At 74.6% G+C, this 15546-nt stretch carries 12 protein-coding genes; 4 read left to right on the forward strand and 8 right to left on the reverse strand.

Features of this window, described 5'->3' with window-relative positions; genetic code table 11:
* Positions 1-80 precede the first annotated feature (80 nt).
* From ACLQ22_RS10220 to ACLQ22_RS10230, 3 genes are all read right to left on the reverse strand, one after another.
* Entirely contained in the window at positions 81-782 is a 702-nt protein-coding gene (locus ACLQ22_RS10220; protein WP_425692052.1) for a response regulator, read from the reverse strand.
* A 177-nt stretch (positions 783-959) separates the two neighbouring features.
* A complete protein-coding gene (locus tag ACLQ22_RS10225; RefSeq protein ID WP_425692053.1) occupies positions 960-1751 on the reverse strand; it encodes an SDR family oxidoreductase in 792 nt (263 codons plus the stop codon).
* Positions 1748-2722 (reverse strand): LLM class F420-dependent oxidoreductase, encoded by a 975-nt coding sequence (locus ACLQ22_RS10230; RefSeq protein ID WP_425692153.1) that lies wholly within the window; start codon positions 2720-2722, stop codon positions 1748-1750. The genes ACLQ22_RS10225 and ACLQ22_RS10230 overlap by 4 nt, the downstream gene beginning before the upstream one ends.
* A gap of 126 nt (positions 2723-2848) precedes the next feature.
* Between ACLQ22_RS10230 and ACLQ22_RS10235 the strand changes: the two genes are divergently transcribed.
* The gene (locus ACLQ22_RS10235; RefSeq protein ID WP_425692054.1) at positions 2849-3733 is read left to right on the forward strand and encodes a DUF1028 domain-containing protein; all 885 of its coding nucleotides are present in this window, start codon (positions 2849-2851) and stop codon (positions 3731-3733) included.
* A 192-nt stretch (positions 3734-3925) separates the two neighbouring features.
* On the opposite strand, the gene ACLQ22_RS10240 is transcribed toward ACLQ22_RS10235, so the two are convergent.
* Positions 3926-4600 (reverse strand): maleylpyruvate isomerase N-terminal domain-containing protein, encoded by a 675-nt coding sequence (locus ACLQ22_RS10240; RefSeq protein ID WP_425692055.1) that lies wholly within the window; start codon positions 4598-4600, stop codon positions 3926-3928.
* A 107-nt stretch (positions 4601-4707) separates the two neighbouring features.
* Between ACLQ22_RS10240 and ACLQ22_RS10245 the strand changes: the two genes are divergently transcribed.
* Positions 4708-5160, forward strand: coding sequence for a YbhB/YbcL family Raf kinase inhibitor-like protein (locus ACLQ22_RS10245; protein ID WP_425692056.1), 453 nt, complete (start codon positions 4708-4710; stop codon positions 5158-5160).
* A 5-nt stretch (positions 5161-5165) separates the two neighbouring features.
* On the opposite strand, the gene ACLQ22_RS10250 is transcribed toward ACLQ22_RS10245, so the two are convergent.
* On the reverse strand, positions 5166-6053 hold the full coding sequence (locus ACLQ22_RS10250; RefSeq protein WP_425692057.1) for a phosphatase PAP2 family protein: 888 nt from the start codon (positions 6051-6053) through the stop codon (positions 5166-5168).
* An 84-nt stretch (positions 6054-6137) separates the two neighbouring features.
* On the opposite strand from ACLQ22_RS10250, the gene ACLQ22_RS10255 reads away from it, so the two are divergent.
* A complete protein-coding gene (locus ACLQ22_RS10255) occupies positions 6138-6830 on the forward strand; it encodes a DUF3159 domain-containing protein (RefSeq protein WP_425692058.1) in 693 nt (230 codons plus the stop codon).
* A 286-nt stretch (positions 6831-7116) separates the two neighbouring features.
* Here the strand turns inward: ACLQ22_RS10255 and ACLQ22_RS10260 are convergent, their stop codons facing one another.
* Positions 7117-10008 (reverse strand): glycoside hydrolase family 48 protein, encoded by a 2892-nt coding sequence (locus ACLQ22_RS10260; protein WP_425692154.1) that lies wholly within the window; start codon positions 10006-10008, stop codon positions 7117-7119.
* Positions 10009-10968: 960 nt separating this feature from the next.
* On the opposite strand from ACLQ22_RS10260, the gene ACLQ22_RS10265 reads away from it, so the two are divergent.
* A complete protein-coding gene (locus tag ACLQ22_RS10265) occupies positions 10969-12438 on the forward strand; it encodes a GH1 family beta-glucosidase (RefSeq protein ID WP_425692059.1) in 1470 nt (489 codons plus the stop codon).
* Positions 12439-12565: 127 nt separating this feature from the next.
* On the opposite strand, the gene ACLQ22_RS10270 is transcribed toward ACLQ22_RS10265, so the two are convergent.
* The gene (locus ACLQ22_RS10270; protein WP_425692060.1) at positions 12566-12988 is read right to left on the reverse strand and encodes a roadblock/LC7 domain-containing protein; all 423 of its coding nucleotides are present in this window, start codon (positions 12986-12988) and stop codon (positions 12566-12568) included.
* Positions 12985-15402 (reverse strand): nitrate- and nitrite sensing domain-containing protein, encoded by a 2418-nt coding sequence (locus ACLQ22_RS10275; protein WP_425692061.1) that lies wholly within the window; start codon positions 15400-15402, stop codon positions 12985-12987. The genes ACLQ22_RS10270 and ACLQ22_RS10275 overlap by 4 nt, the downstream gene beginning before the upstream one ends.
* Positions 15403-15546 lie beyond the last annotated feature (144 nt).

Here is a 15546-nt window from a genome sequence, read left to right on the forward strand (position 1 = left end):
AGACGAGGGCCCCGATCCTGAAGGCAACGAGTTCTGCCTGCTGTCACGTCCGGTCCAGGAACTCCAGGACACCCGTGCATCTATGGCGGATTGCTGAACCCCCTCTCACCTGGCCGGACCAGACCGGCCTCGTACGCCAGGACCACCGCCTGCGCCCGGCTGGCCAGGTCGAGCTTGGCCATGGTCCGGTTCAGATGGGTCTTGACGGTCGCCTCCGCGATCACCAGGCGCCCGGCGATCTCCGTGTTGTCGAGGCCCGTGCCGACCAGCCGCAGCACCTCCCGCTCCCGTCCGGTGAGGACGTCGAGCGCCGGCAGCGCACCGGGCCGCGGCGCGGCGGAGGCGGCAAGTGACTCGACGAGGCGGTGGACCACGCGGGGTGTGAAGAGCATGTCCCCGCGCGCCACGGTGGCGACGGCGGCCAGCAGCCGCTCCGGGGGCGTGTCCTTGAGCAGGAAACCGCTGGCCCCGGCCCGCAGCGCGTCGTAGACGTACTCGTCGGTGTCGAACGTGGTCAGCACGAGGACGCGGGGCGGGTCGTCGCCGGCCGCGGCGATGATCTCACGGGTGGCCGCGATCCCGCCGACGCCAGGCATCCGGAGGTCCATCAGGACCACGTGGGGCCGGGTGGCGGCGGCCACGGCCACCGCCTCGGCGCCGTCGGCGGCCTCACCCACCACCCGCATCCCCGGGGCGGCCCGAAGCAGGGCGGCCAGACCGGCGCGAATCAGCACCTGGTCGTCGACGACGAGAACCCCCACCGACCTACTGCTGCGGGACATGAGCCTCCTGGTCCTTGCGGTTCGACGCCAACAGCGGGCAGGTTTGGTCCGAACCGCGGGCGGACGCGGCCCGAGCCCACGCCCACGCGCGCCACGAGCTTCGGTCACACGCGCCGCCGGGAACCGGCCCGGTCGGACCTCTGCTGTCGCCGGTCGACCTCCGCCCGACGACAGCGGCTACGCCCTCAGGCGGCGGACGAGTTTGCGCAGGCCGGACTGCCAGCCGTCCGGGTCCTCCGCCTTGCGGCGGGCGTACCCGGCGACCTCGGGATGCGGCAGGATCAGGAAGCGCTCCTCGGCGAGGCCGGCGACCACCGCGTCCGCCACCTGGTCCGCGGTGAGCACCGCGCCGGAGGCGGCCACGACCCGCGCGCCCAGGTGACCGGCGGCCAGCCCGTCGGCGAGCATCGGCGTGTCCACGCCCTGCGGGCACAGCGCGCTGATCCGGACGCCCTGGTCGCGGTAGGTGACGGAGAGCCACTCGGCGAAGCCGACGGCGGCGTGCTTGGTCGTGGCGTACGGGGCGTCGCCGACCGAGGTCAGCACGCCCGCCGCCGAGCAGGTGTGCAGCAGGTAGCCGCCGCCCCGGGCGAGCATCGCCGGCAGCACCGCGCGGGCCGCGTAGACGTGGGAGAGCACGTTGACCCGCCAGGCGCGGTCCCAGCCGGCGTCGTCGACCTCCATCCCGCCGCCGGAGGTGACGCCCGCGTTGGCGCAGAACAGGTCGATGCGCCCGTACCGCCGCTCGGTGTCGACGACCAGCGCGCGGACCTGCTCCTCGTCGGTCACGTCCAGCCCGACGGCGTGGGCGACCGGGCCGAGGCCGTCGGCCACCGCGCGGGCCGCGTCGGCGTCCAGGTCGGCCACCACCACGGCGGCGGCGCCCTCGGCGGCGAAGCGGCGGGCCAGGGCGGAGCCGATGCCACCGGCCCCACCGGTGATCACGACCACCCGGTCGGTGAGGTTCACCGCGACCCACCCCCACCCAGGCGCGCGATCAGGTCCGCCAGCGCCGCCGCGCCACCGGCGGCGAGCTCGGGGGTGGGCAGCAGGGCCAGCACCGGCACGTCCACGCCGGCGTCGGCGTAGCGGCGGACCTGCTCGCGGCAGTGCTCCGGCGAGCCGTGCAGCACCAACGCGTCGACCACGTCGTCGGGCACCGCCGCGCCCGCGCCGCGCCGGTCCCCGGCGGCCCAGGCCCGCCACATCGGCCCGAGCACCCCCTCCCGGCCCAGCCAGCGGTGGAACTCGGCGTACGCCGGGACGGTGAGGTAGCTGGTGATCAGCCGGCGGCCCAGGGCGCGGGCGTGCGCGGCGTCCTCGGTCGGGCAGACGAAGATCCGCGCGACCACCTCGTAGCCGGGGCGCCGCTCGCCGACCTCGGCGAGCGCCCGGGGCACGTCGGCGGCGGCCAGCCAGTTGAGGATGACGCCGTCGGCCTCGGCGCCGGCCAGCCGCAGCATCCCCGGGCGCAGCGCGGCGAGCAGCACCGGCGGCGGCACGGCTGGCTTGCGGTCCAGGGTGAAGCGGCGCACGGCGAAGGTGTCGTACTCCTCGTCGACGGTCGCCCCGGAGAGCGCCGCGCGCAGGAACCGCAGCACGTCGCGGGTGCGCCGGAACGGTTCGTCGAACGGCACGGCGTTCCAGTTGCGGACGACGACCGGCGAGGACGCGCCGATGCCGAGCGCGAACCGGCCGGGGGCGGCGTCGGCCAGCGCCGCCGCGCTCATCGCCAGCAGGCCCGGGCCCCGGGTGAAGACCGGTGTGATCGCGGTGCCCAGGCGCAGCCGGGGCTGCCAGGCGGCGGCGAGCGCCAGCGGGGTGAACGCGTCCGCCCCGTTGACCTCGGAGGACCAGACGTCGGTGAATCCGGCCCGGTCGAGGGCCGCGTAGACCGCGGCGTGCTCGGCGAGCGGGATGCCGTCCAGCGGTACGGTCATGCCCCAACGCGTCGTCATCGGTCGATCGTGCCCGCTCGGCGTGGCGCAGAGCAAGATCCCGTCGGGGATCCCACACGCATCGAAGCTGAGGGATATGCACGCAGCGGGGCGCGCTAACCTCCAAGCGTGACCTTCTCGCTCGTCGCCCACTCCGACGACGGCCGCCGGCACGGCGTGGTCGTGGCCAGCCGGTTCCTGGCCGCCGGCGCGCTGGTGCCGGCCGCCGAGGCCGAGGTCGGCGCGCTCGCCACCCAGGCCCACGTCAACCTCGCCTACCGACCGCAGGGGCTGACGCTGCTGCGCACCGGGGTGGCGGCGGCCGACGTGGTGACCGGGCTGGTCGCCGCCGACCCGGACCGGGACCACCGTCAGCTCGGCGTGGTCGCCGCCACCGGCGTCGGCGCGACCTGGACCGGGCCGAGCTGCCACCCCTGGGCCGGCGGCCAGGCCGGGGACGGCTGGGCGGCGCAGGGCAACATCCTGGTCGGCCCGCAGGTGATCGACGCGGTCCGGGACGCCTGGCTGGGCGGGACGGCGCTGCCGTTCCCCGACCGGCTGCTGGCCGCGCTGCGCGCCGGGGACCAGGCCGGCGGCGACCGGCGCGGCCGGCAGAGCGCCGGGCTGCTGGTGGTCGAGCGCGGCGGCGGATACGACGGCACCGGCGACGTGCTGGTCGACCTGCGGGTCGACGACCACCCCGATCCGGTGACCGAGCTGGGCCGGCTGCTCGCCGTGCACACCCTGCTCTTCAGCCGACCCGACCCGGCCACCCTGCTCGACCTGACGGGCGCGGTCGCCGCCGAGGTCGGCGCGCTGCTGGGCGCGCTCGGCCACCCGGTCGACCCGGCACGGCCGGAGGAGGCGCTCTTCTCCTGGGCCGGCCTGGAGAACCTGGAGGAGCGCCTGGTGCCCGGCCGGATCGACCCGATGGTGCTGGAGCACCTGCGCAAGGCCGCCCCGCACGTGCCCGCCCCGCGCCCGGAGACGGACCCGCTCGGCGCCGACGCCTGATCCGCTCGCCGGGCCGTCCCCGAGGCGGGCCGCGCGGCGCGGCAGGCACGGACCGCACGGGGCGGCGGGCACGGACCGCGCGGGACGGCGGGCACGGACCGCGCGGCGCGGCGGGCACGGGCCCTGCGGGGCGGCGGGACGGGCCCTGCGGCGGGGACGGGCCCGGGGCCAGACCCGGGGGCCCTGCCCGGATCAGCCGCCGAAGGAGAGCCAGCGGAAGCCGGCGGCCTCGACGACGGCCCGCTCGCCGTTGGTGAGCCCGGCCCGGCCGGTCGCCTTGCGGATCAGCGTGAGCCGGTCCCAGCCCAGCCCGGGCGGGACCGCCCGCCCGCCGGTGAGCAGGTCGGCGACGACCTCCGCTGCGGTGGGCGTCAGCCACGGCCGCCGGTCGAGCGCCGCCGCCAGGTCCAGGCCGTGCACGCCGACCTCCACCACGCGGGTACGCAGGAACTCGCCGAGCGCCATCGCGTCGCCGTGGCGGGTGCGTACCACCCGACCCGGCGGTGCGGCGTCGACGGTGTCGAGGGCGGCCCGCCAGGCTCGGTCGAAGTCGGCCACCAGGGCCGGACCGTCGAGTTCCCGGCCCTCCCGCCGGCCGGCGTCGACGCGGGCGGCGTCCACGGGCGGGGTGAACTTGGCGGCGCCGTAGTAGGCGGCGGCGTCGACCTCGGCGCGGGGCGGGGCCGGCGCGGCGAGCATGTCGACCAGCCGGCCCGCGCCGGTGCGTACGTGGGCCAGCAGTTCGCGTACGGTCCACGGCCGGCAGTCGGTCGGCCGGTCGAGATCCGCCTCGTCGACGCCGCGCAGCACCTCGCCGAGCCGCTCGCACTCGTCCCGGAACGCCGCCCGTACGCTCTCCACCGTCATCCCCCGTCCCGCACCTTCCGCCGTCGACCCTCTCACACCGGGATTCGCCCGTTTCGGCGTCGCCCCGGCGGGTACGCGCGGCCGGGCCGACGAGAGGAGCGCCAGGGATGGCCGGGATCATGCTGCGCAGCACCGCGTTCAACGACCACGACATGCTGCCGAGCCGCTTCTCGAAGGAGGGTGGCAACGTGTCGCCGCCGCTGGAGTGGGAGCGGGTGCCGGAGTCCGCGGCCGAGCTGGTCCTCTTCGTCGAGGACCCGGACGCGGGGAAGACGCCGTTCCTGCACTGGCTGGTCACCGGGATCGCGCCGAGCGCCGCCGAGTCACCGGAGGGCGGCGTGCCCCTGGGTGGCCGCGAGTGGCCCAACGACTTCGGCACCACCGGGTGGGGCGGCCCGCACCCGCCCCAGGGCGACGATCCCCACCGGTACTTCTTCCGGCTATACGCCCTGGACCGGCCGCTGGAGCTGCCCGGGACGCCGCGGGCGGACGAGGTGCACCGCCTGCTCGTCGAGCGGGACCTCGCGAGCGGGACGATGGTCGGCACCTACTCCCGCTGAGCGGGTCAGCCCTTGACCCGGGGCACCAGCCGGTGCACGGCGGCGAGCACCAGCGCCATCACCACACCCATTGTGCCGACGATCCCGGCGGCAGTGCCGGCGTAGCCGACGAGCAGGGGCCGGCGGGCCAGCTCGCTGGGCGCGGTGCCGCGCAGGTCGACCAGCCAGGCGAGGGCCAACCCGCAGGCCACCACCGCCAGTACGCCGCTGACGCCGAGCACCGTCGCGGCGACCCGATGGGCGTCGGCCGACTCCACCTGCGCCTGTTCCCGCTGGGTGATCAGCAGCACCAGCCCGGCCAGCGCCGCCCAGACCCCGACCACCAGGAACGCGGCCACCGCGTCGCTGGGCCGGTGCCAGCCGGCGGAGAGGGTGGCCACCCCGGCGATCGCGGCGTAACCGGCGCCGAGGAACGCGCCGAAGACCCGGACCGTGCGCGGCAGGACGAGCACCAGGGCCACCGCGACCGAGGCGGCGACCGTGGCGTGCCCGCTGGGCAGGCTGTTGCCGGCGTAGATCCGCTCGGGGTCGATGCCGAAGTCGGGTCGGGTCAGGCCGTACTTGAGCAACTGGGTGGTGGCGTTGGCGCCGGCGATCAGCAGGGTGGCCGTGACGGCCAGGGCGATCCGGCCCCGGATCAGGGCGATGAAGCCGATCACCGCGGTCGCCGCCAGCAGCGAGACGACCGACATGGCGTTGAGGATCCGGTCCACCGGACCGTCGATGCGGTCCTGCCCGATCCGGTTGCCGGTCAGGGCGACGGTGTCGACCCACTGGCCGATCTCGACGTGCACGGCGACCCGCCACACCGCGAGGAAGGCCGCCGCCTGGACGATCGCCAGAACGACCAACCAGACTGCGGTCCAACCCCTCGCCGTCGCTCGCACCCGCACACCGTAGCGGCAGGCGCAGCCCGGTCGGCGGGTGGCCTGTCGCTCGGGTACGGCTAGGTTGGTGGCGGACGTGAGGAGGGTGCGGTGACGCGTACACCGGAGCGTGCGGCGGCCCCGACGGACCGGCCGGAGACGCTCGCGGACCTGCTCGGCGGGCGCCGGGGCGCGGTCGACGCCACCCTGCCGCCGGTGGCGTTCGCCCTCGGCTGGCTGCTCGGCGGGCACTCGCTGTGGGGCGGGGTGGGCGCGGCGGTGGTCACCGGCGCCGCGCTGGCCGGCTGGCGGCTGCACCGGGGCGACCGACCGCGTTCGGTGCTGATCGGGCTGCTGGCCGTCTGCGTGGCCGCGCTTGTCGCGTTGCGCACCGGCCGCGCCGAGGACTTCTTCCTCGTCCAACTGCTGTCCAACGCGGCGAGCACCCTCGCCTGGGTGGTCAGCATCGTGGTCCGCTGGCCGCTGCTCGGGGTGGTGGTGGGCGTCGCGCTCGGCCAGCGGACCCGGTGGCGGCGGGATGCGGCGCTGCTGCGCGCGTACGGCCGGGGCAGTTGGGTCTGGGCGGCGTCCTACGTGCTGCGGGTGGCGGTGTTCCTGCCGCTGTGGCTCGGCGGTCAGGTGGTCGCGCTGACGGTGGCCCGGGTCGCGCTGTCCTGGCCGCTGGTGGCGGCGGTGCTCGCGGCGAGCTGGGTGGTGGTGCGCCGGTCGTTGCCGGCCGGCCACCCGGGGCTGCGCCACCCGGTCGTGCCGGCCGCTGCGCCGGTGGAGCCGGCGGGGAAATAAGGGAGAGGCCGCCACGGGGGGAGCGGCCTCTCCGGTGACGTACGTTACTCCGTCGCGGCCCCGCGCGTGATCCCGTGGTGGCCGGTTTTTCGGGCGTTTTCGCACCGGGTGCATATCCGGGTGCGGTGGGGTGGGCCGGTTGCCCCGCTGCGTCGGCCGGTTGACCGGCCCACCCCGGCCTGACCGTGGGAGTCAGGCCGTCCGCCGACCGGGCGTCTCCGTTCCCCCAGGCCCGCCCGGCCGGCCTCCGGGCGGGCGGGCCGCGCCACCCACCCGGAGGAGTCGGTCAGCCGTTGGGGAACAGCTTTCCGTAGTCGGCGTACGCCATGGCGACGTCCGCCTGGGCCCAGAACCGGTGGTACTTGAACTCCGGCTCGGGACCGCCGTCCAGGTACGCCTGGACCTTCGGCCAGGCCGGGTCGTTCTTGTAGAAGGAGCGGATGTCGAGGAAGCTCTTGCCCGCGGCGATGGGGTCACCGTTGGCCATGGTCCCCGTCCAGCCCGGCGGCACGTAGAGGCCCTGCCCGGTGCTGGCGTCGTAGACGTCGTCGAAGCGACGGTAGTCGCCGCGCTTCTCCACCGTGGACACGCCCTGGGCGTCGCTGGCCGCGTGCAGCGCGTCCAGCAGCCCCTTGGCGGTGTTCTTCGCCGCCGCGTTGCCCGACTTCGCCGCGTACGCGATGAGGGTGCGGGCGTAGGCGGCGGCGATGCCGACGTCCTGGCCCTTCACCGTGACCTCGACGTGCAGGTTGGTGTTGGGCTGCGGGTTGGCCGGGTTCCAGGTGGTCGGCTGGCCGGTCCACTTCATGTCCGACGGGATCGACCAGTTGGTGCCCAGCGTGGTGTTGGCGATCGCCCACGGCACCCACTTGTCCAGCAGCGCCTTGGCCTTGGCGTTGCCGGTCTCCAGGTACAGCTCGGCGATGCGCTGCATCGACCAGGCCTGCATGCCGAACCACTGGTTCGACGGCGGGTCGTTGTAGACCGGGTCGACGTCGTAGTACATGCCGTAGAAGGTCGACGTGCCGGCCGGGGGCTGGCCGTAGTGGCCGCCCCAGCTGTTGGTCGCGCCGCCGGCGATGCCGCCCTCGGCGGACTGGAGCCAGGTGTAGAACTCCAGCTGCCGCTCCAGGCTCTTGGTCCAGTCGGTGACCGCGGTCGGCGACTTCGGCTTGAGCTCGTTGACGTTGGTCAGCGCCCAGGCCGCGAACGGGTTCTGGTAGCCGAAGTGGTTGTGGCTGGAGCCGATCCGCCACGACCAGTTCTGGTTCGGCTCGTACGCGCCGCCCCAGGCGTAGTACCAGGACATCAGGTAGTGCGCCGAGTCCTTGCCGGTGCCGGCCGGGCAGGTGGCGGCCCCGACGCAGTTGCCGATCTTCTTGAAGTACTTGTCGAACATGGCGTAGCGCAGGTAGTCACCCATCTTCGCGGCCTTGGCCACGGTGGCCGCCACGTCGGCCTCCTTGCCCTGCTCCTTGGCCCAGGTCAGGGCCCAGTACGCGGCCTGCACGGCGCGGGCGTCGGCGTCGGGGGCGTTGGTGTACTTCCACTGCTTCGCCGGTGCGTTCGCCTCCTTCACGAACAGGTCGAGGTAGCCGTTGCGGCCGCCGTGGGCGAAGGTGTCGCAGGACGGCTGCGGCACGGTCTCCCACACCGACTCCTGGGTGCCCCGCTGGAAGGTGTTGATGTACGCCGGCCGGGTGGTGCCGTCGCCGCAGCGGCCGTAGCCGTAGGTGTTGTCCACGTCGAGCAGCCAGTGCATGCCGTAGATGTCACCGGTGCCGTAGGTGTTCTGCAGCTCCGAGCGCAGCGGGTCCTGGCCGACCGGCACGGACGGCTCCAGCGCCGACGGGTACTGGCTGGGCAGGTCGTGCTCGGCGGCGTACTGCGCGGTGCCGGCCGCGCCCGCGGTGGGCTGGTCGGCGTGCGACGGGATGATGTACTTCTCCATGACGTTCCAGGCGTTGTTGAACGGCGCCCAGTTCTGGGTCACCCGCCCGTACTGGGCCTCCAGCCAGAGCCAGAAGCTGAACGCCTCGGAGGTCGTCTCGTGGCCGTGGTCGGGCGCCTCGACGATCAGCGTCTCGATCGAGTGGTACGGCACGCCCTCGGGGCTGAAGTAGCCCGAGTTCTTGATCTTGCCGTACTGGTCGAGGAACCGCTTGACGTAGGTGTTGTCCCCGCCGCCGTTGTCGTTGTCGATCTCGGTGGCGGTGATCGCCAGCGGCGCGTAGCCGGTGGCCGAGGCGGTGACGGTGGCGGTGCCGCCGAGCGTGTCGGCGTCCTCCGCCGCCGCGACGGTCACGTTCACCCCGGTGTTCCAGTTGCTCGGGGTCAGCGTCACCGAGGCCGGCGAGACGGTGATGTCGGTGTCGCCGGCGCGGGCGAGGGAGACCGGCACGTTGGCCGTCGGCGCGGCGCTGAGCTTGAGGTTGACCGTCGAGCTGGCGCCCTCGGTCACGCTCACCGCCGACGGGGTGGCGACCAGCACCGGCCCGGACGCCGCCGTGACGGTGAAGGACTTCTCCGCGGTGGCGCTCAGGTTCGCGTTGTCGTACGCCTTGGCCTGCACCGTGTACGCGCCGGCGGGCAGGTCTTCGAGCGTGTAGCCGTACGGCGCGGTGGTGTCGGTGTTGACCAGCAGGCCGTTGCGGTAGAACTCGACCTTGCTGATCGTCCCGTCCGGGTCGCTGGCGGTGGCGCTCAGCGGCACGTCGGCGGGGGCCTCGAAAGGGCCGGCCGGCACGGTCAGCCCGACCGTCGGCGGCTGCTGCTGGGTGCCGCCGCAGGTCACGCCGTTGACCGAGAAGGACGTCGGCTTCGGGTTGGTGCCGCCGTGCGTGCCGTTGAAGCCGATGCTGGTGGAGGCGCCGGTGCCGAGGTTGCCGTTGTAGGACTCGTTGGTGGCCGTGACCTGGTTGCCGGTCTGGCTCCACTTGGCCGACCAGCCCTGGGTCACCCGCTGGTCGCCGGGGAAGGCGAACTTCAACGTCCAGCCGTTGATCGGGTCGCCGAGGTTCTTGATGGTGACGTTGGCGGTGAAGCCGTTGTTCCAGTCGCTGGTCGCGTAGACCACGTCGCAGGCGGGGGCGGCCTGGGCGGCGCCGGCCGGCAGGGTCACCCCGCCGACGGCGAGCGCGGCGGCGGCGACCATCGCCAGGCGGCGACGTCTTGCCAGATTTCTCATGTGCGCGGTGTCTCCTCGGACCTGGCCGGGGACGAAGGGCCCCGGCGGGGCGCCCTCCCGAGAACGGGGATGCGGGGCGCCCGGGGATGGTGGTCGCCCCGGCCCGAGGCCGGGGTACGGCGGGCGGCGCCCCCTGCGGGGCGGCTGCTCCACCGACTGCGTCGGATGCCGTGCCGGAGACGACCGGCTGCCCTCGGCGACCCACGCTTGCGCGATCTGGCTCCGCGTCGCGGTGGCGACAGTGTGCCACGCATGGAAGCGCTCCCACAATGGCCGGGGGCGCATCGGAGCAGCAACATGTTTCGATCTCGTTTTGGGGCTTTCACAAAGCCGTGACGGGCGTTACAGTCGCAGCATCGGTCGATGGGAGCGCTTCCATCGACGGAGATGCAATTAGAAGATCACCCGGGACCCGTCGACGACGAATCCCGGGGAGTCAGCCCGAGGGCTGACGGCGGGCCAGCCCGGACACCGCCGTCAGCCGTTCCCACCGACACGGAGGGAGGTGGATCCTCTAGCCACTCGCGTGGCCCGGCTCCCGCGCGACACGCACGACAGGACGCCAATTCCGCCCGTGCGTGTGCAGCAATGGTGGGGACGGGGGTTGCCCTCCCCCGTCCCCACACACTAAACCCCTCGCCACGATGGGAAAAGAGGCCGACGGGACTGGCCGTGTCGCCGTTCCGACCGGCCTCGTCCGCTGTCCGCCCGTACCGCCCGGTCGACGCCCCGCGCCCCGGCGCCCCGCGTCCCGCGGCCGGCCACCCGAGCGCCGGCGCCACCGCGCGCCCCCGCTCCCGCACCGCCGCCACGGGCGCACGACACACCCCTCCGCCGCCCCCGATCGCCTTCGCCCGACCGGCCGGGCGGAGGCGACCGGCCGGCGGCTCCTGCCCTATGCTGGGAGCGCTCCCGGCCCGGCGGTGGCCACGCAGACCATGAGGAGAACCGATGTCGATGCCCACCCCGCGCCCGCCCCACGGCGCCGCGCTCTCCGCCACCGCCCCCGCCACCACGACCGGCGCCGCGACACACGCCGCCGCCGTGGCGGGCGACGGGCACCGGACCGCCGGCCCCGCGCCACGCCCCGACGAGACGCCGGCGACCGGCCTGCGCTTTCCTCCGGGCTTCGGCTGGGGGGCGGCCACCTCCGCCTACCAGATCGAGGGCGCGGCCAAGGAGGACGGCCGGGGCGAGTCGATCTGGGACACCTTCAGCCGCACGCCGGGCCGCACCCGCAACGGCGACACCGGCGACGTCGCCGCCGACCACTACCACCGGTACGCCGAGGACCTGGACCTGATGCGCGACATCGGGCTGGACAGCTACCGGTTCTCCATCTCCTGGCCGCGCGTACAGGCCGACGGCACCGGCGCGCCCAACCAGCGCGGGCTCGACTTCTACCGCCGCCTCGTCGACGGGCTGCACGAGCGGGGCATCGCGCCGATGGCGACGCTGTTCCACTGGGACCTGCCGCAGGCCCTGCAGGACGCCGGCGGCTGGGAGTCGCGCGACGTCGCCCACCGGTTCGCCGACTACGCCGAGATCGTCTTCCGCGCGCTCGGCGACCGGGTGCCGGTCTGGCTCACCGTCAACGAGCCGAAGACGGTCGTGCAGAACGGCTACCTCGAAGGGCACCACGCCCCCGGCCGGCAGGACCCGGACGCCGCGTACCTGGTCGCCCACCATCTCCAGCTGGCCCACGGGCTCGCCGTCGCGGCGCACCGCGCCACCGGCTCCGGCCGGATCGGCCCGGCGCTCAACCTGCACCCCTGCTACCCGGCCGACGACTCGCCCGAGGCCGCCCGGGCCGCCCGGCTCTACGACGGCTACGAGAACCGCCTCTACCTCGACCCGATCCTCACCGGCCGCTATCCGCAGGACGTGCTGGACGACCTCGGCCCCGACAGCCGGCTGGTCCGCGGCATCCGCGACGGCGACCTCGCGACCATCTCCGCGCCGGTCGACCTGCTCGCCGTGCAGTACTACACGCCGTACTACGTCACCGGCGACGGCACGACCACCGGGCGCTGGCCCACCTCCCAGGCATCCTGGCAGCAGATCCACCCCGACGGGATGTACGACATCCTGACCCGGGTAACCCGCGACTACGGCCCGATCCCGCTGACCGTCACCGAGAACGGGCTGCCCACCCCGGACGTCCTCGACACCGACGGCACGGTCGACGACGCCGGGCGGGTCACCTTCCTGCGCGACCACCTCGCCGCGGTCCACCGGGCCATGGCCGCCGGCGTGCCGCTGGAGAGCTACCACGTCTGGTCCCTGCTCGACAACTTCGAGTGGGACGCGGGCTACGACGAGCGCTGGGGCCTGGTCTACGTGGACTACCAGACCCAGCGACGCGTGCTCAAGCGCAGCGCGCACTGGTACCGCCAGGTCATCGCCGCCAACGGCCTCTGACCCCCGGACGACCGCCGCCCCGGCGCCGCTCGGCGGCACCGGGGCGGATCCCGTGGGCGAGCCCGCCGGGGCGGACCCTCGTGGGCGAGCCCGCCGGGGTGGACGCCGGGCGGGCGCGCCGGCCCGCTCAGCGGGGCAGCGCCTGCTGGAGTTCCGCCCGCAGCGCCGGGGTGAGCATCTCCCCCGCCTGCTTGGCCAGCCGCGCCATCTCGTAGCCGACCACACCGATGTCGGCCTCCGACCCGGCCAGCGTGGCCAGGATGGACCCGTCCCGCACCTGCATCACCAGGAAGTAGCCGCGCCCCATCTCGACGACCGTCTGCTTGACGATGTCCCCGTCGAACATCTGCGCCGCGCCCGCGGTGATGCTCATCAGCCCCGAGGTCACGGCGGCGAGCTTGTCGGCGTGGTCGCGGGGCAGGTGGTCGGAGATCGCGACCAGCAGGCCGTCGGAGGAGACCACGATGGCGTGCACCACCCCCGGCACCCGCTCCGCGAATCCGCTGACCAGCCAGCTCAGGTCGCGGGCCTCCCGGCTCAACGTCGTCATCGCTGTCCCCCTTCGCTGTGTACGCCGCCCGGCGGCATGGAAATCTCCGTGGTGTCCTCGGCCTCGGCCCGCCGTACCCCGCTGTAGAGCCGGGACAGCATTCCCCCGACCGCCTCCGGGTCCGGGTCGTGGCGTACCGCCGGCTGCTCCGGCCGCGTGACGGCGGAGAGCTGCGCCATCGGCACCCGGACGGGCAGGCCGCGCTCGTTGGTCCCGCCGGTGACCGGGACGGCCGGCGGCGTGGGCGAGGTCCCCGGCACCGGACCGGGCGACGGCCCCTCCCGGGACCACCAGCCCCCGCCGGTCGACGCGGGCGGCCGGGCCGCCGGGGCGAGCACGTCCTCGGCCCGCACCGGCACCGACCGGGCCTGCCGGGGCGGGACCGCGGGCCGGCGCCCGGCCACCGGCAGCTCGCCCGCGGGCCGCGCACCGCCCCACACCGGCGGCCGCCCGGCCACCGGCACCCCGTCCCAGCTCGGGCCGGCCGCCGAGGCGGTCAGCATCCGGGCCGGGGCGGGCGCCTCCCGCTCGGGCGCCGGCGCCAGCAGGTCACCGGGCAGCCGCACCCGGGCGACGAGGCCGTCCTCGCCGCCGTCCAGGCGCACCTCGACGCGCAGCCGGGCGGCCAGGTGGCTCACCACGAACAGGCCCATCCGCTCGACCGTCGCCACGTCGGCCGCCGGCGGGGTGGCGAGGACGGCGTTCGCCTCGGCCAGCGCGCCCGGGCTCATGCCGAGCCCCCGGTCGACGATCTCGATGAGCGCGCCGGCGCCCTCGGTCCGGGCGGTGACCGCCACGACCGTGTCGGGACGGGAGAAGGAGGTGGCGTTCTCCAGCAGCTCGGCCAGGACGTGGACCAGCTCACCGACGGCGTGGCCGACGACGTGCAGGTCGGCGACCGCGCCGTGCCGCACCCGCTGGTACTGCTCGATCTCGGCGCTGGCGGCGAGCAGCATCGCGCCGAGCCCCACCGGCCGGTTCCACCGGCGGGTCGACTCGGTCCCGGCGAGCACCAGCAGGCTGTCGTCGTTGCGCCGCATGCGGGCGGCCAGGTGGTCGAGCTTGAAGAGGTTCTCCAACTGGTCCGGATCGCTCTCCTCGCGCTCCAGGTCGTCGAGCAGCTCCAACTGGCGCTCCACGAGCACCTGGCTGCGCCGGGCGAGGTTGACGAACATCGCGTTGACGTTGCGCCGGGTGGTTGCCTGTTCGACGGCGACGTTGACCGCGCTGCGGTGCACCGCGACGAACGCCTCCGCCAGCTCGCCGATCTCGTCGAGCGAACGGACCACCGCCGGCGGGACCTCGATGGTCGGGACACCCCCGGTCACCGTACGCAGCCGGTCCAGGGCGTCCGGCAGCTCCAGCTGGGCGATCCGCAGCGCCTGGCCGCGCAGCAGCCGCATCGACCGGGCGATGGAACGGCCGACGAGCACGGAGATGAGCAGGGCCACCAGCAGCACCGAGAGGATGCTGCCGACGACGAGCAGCGTGGTCCGCAGCTGCGTCGCGCTCACCTCGTCGGCCTGCCGTACGGCGTCGTCGAGCACCGACGCCTCGACGCGACGGAGCAGCTCCTGACGCTGCTCGCTGGCCGCCCACCACTGTGGCGCCGGCAGCACGCTCGGCGTGGCGGCCCCGGTCGCCAGGCTCTGCTCCTCCAGCCGGGTCGCCGCCTGGAACGCCGGATCCGAAGAGGTCTCGTCGTAGCGGCGGACCTGCTCGGCGGTGGCGGCGACCCGGAACGCGCCCAGGGCGGTCAACTGCTGGGCGCGCAGGTCGGTCAGGACCACCTGGTCCTCCACGCCGTACCGGCCGGCGCGGGCGGCCTCGTAGAGCTGGGCCCGGACCCGGGAGGAGAGTTCCTTGACCCGGGCGAGCTGCACGTAGCGCAGCACCGCGTCGCTGAGCGCCGGCCGGTCCTCGCCCGGCGTGGGCTCGGCGAGCAGGCGCAGCAGCGCGTCGACGGCCCGGTGGTAGTTGCTCAGGATGGTGTCGCTGCCCAGCACCGCCGGGGGAATCGCGGCCCGGATGTAGGCGACCTGTTCGTAGGCCTCCAGCACCTCGGAGTAGGCGACCCGCCAGGAGGCGTCGGCGTCGGCCAGCGGCCCGGCGGCCCGGCGCAGGTCGCGCAACGCCTGGTCGGTGGCCGCCTGCAGGGGCTTCAGCACGACGATCGCCGCGTCCCGGTCGGCCCCCGCGCCACCTCGGCGCAGCTCGCCCAGCTCACCGGCCGCCCGGTCGCGTTCCTGCTGGAGCTGGTGCACCAGCGCGACGACCTCCCGGCCGATGCCGACCTGCTGGGCGAAGTCGCCGAGCGCGGTCGTCCGCCCCACCAGGGTGTGGGTCTGCACGCCGGCCAGCACCAGGAACGCGACCGACGGGATGACCAGCACGGTGACGAGCTTCGTGCGCATCCGCCAGTCCCGCAGCCGGAACGGGGAACGGCGACGGTGCGGTACCACCCGGACGTCGAACCGGCGCCGGCGATGCGCCGACGCCGTGTCGTCGGGCGGTTCCGGACCTGCCCCCACACGTACCCCCTCCCAGTCCCGCGTCCG

The organism is Micromonospora sp. DT178 (assembly GCF_049841695.1).
GTDB lineage: Bacteria > Actinomycetota > Actinomycetes > Mycobacteriales > Micromonosporaceae > Micromonospora.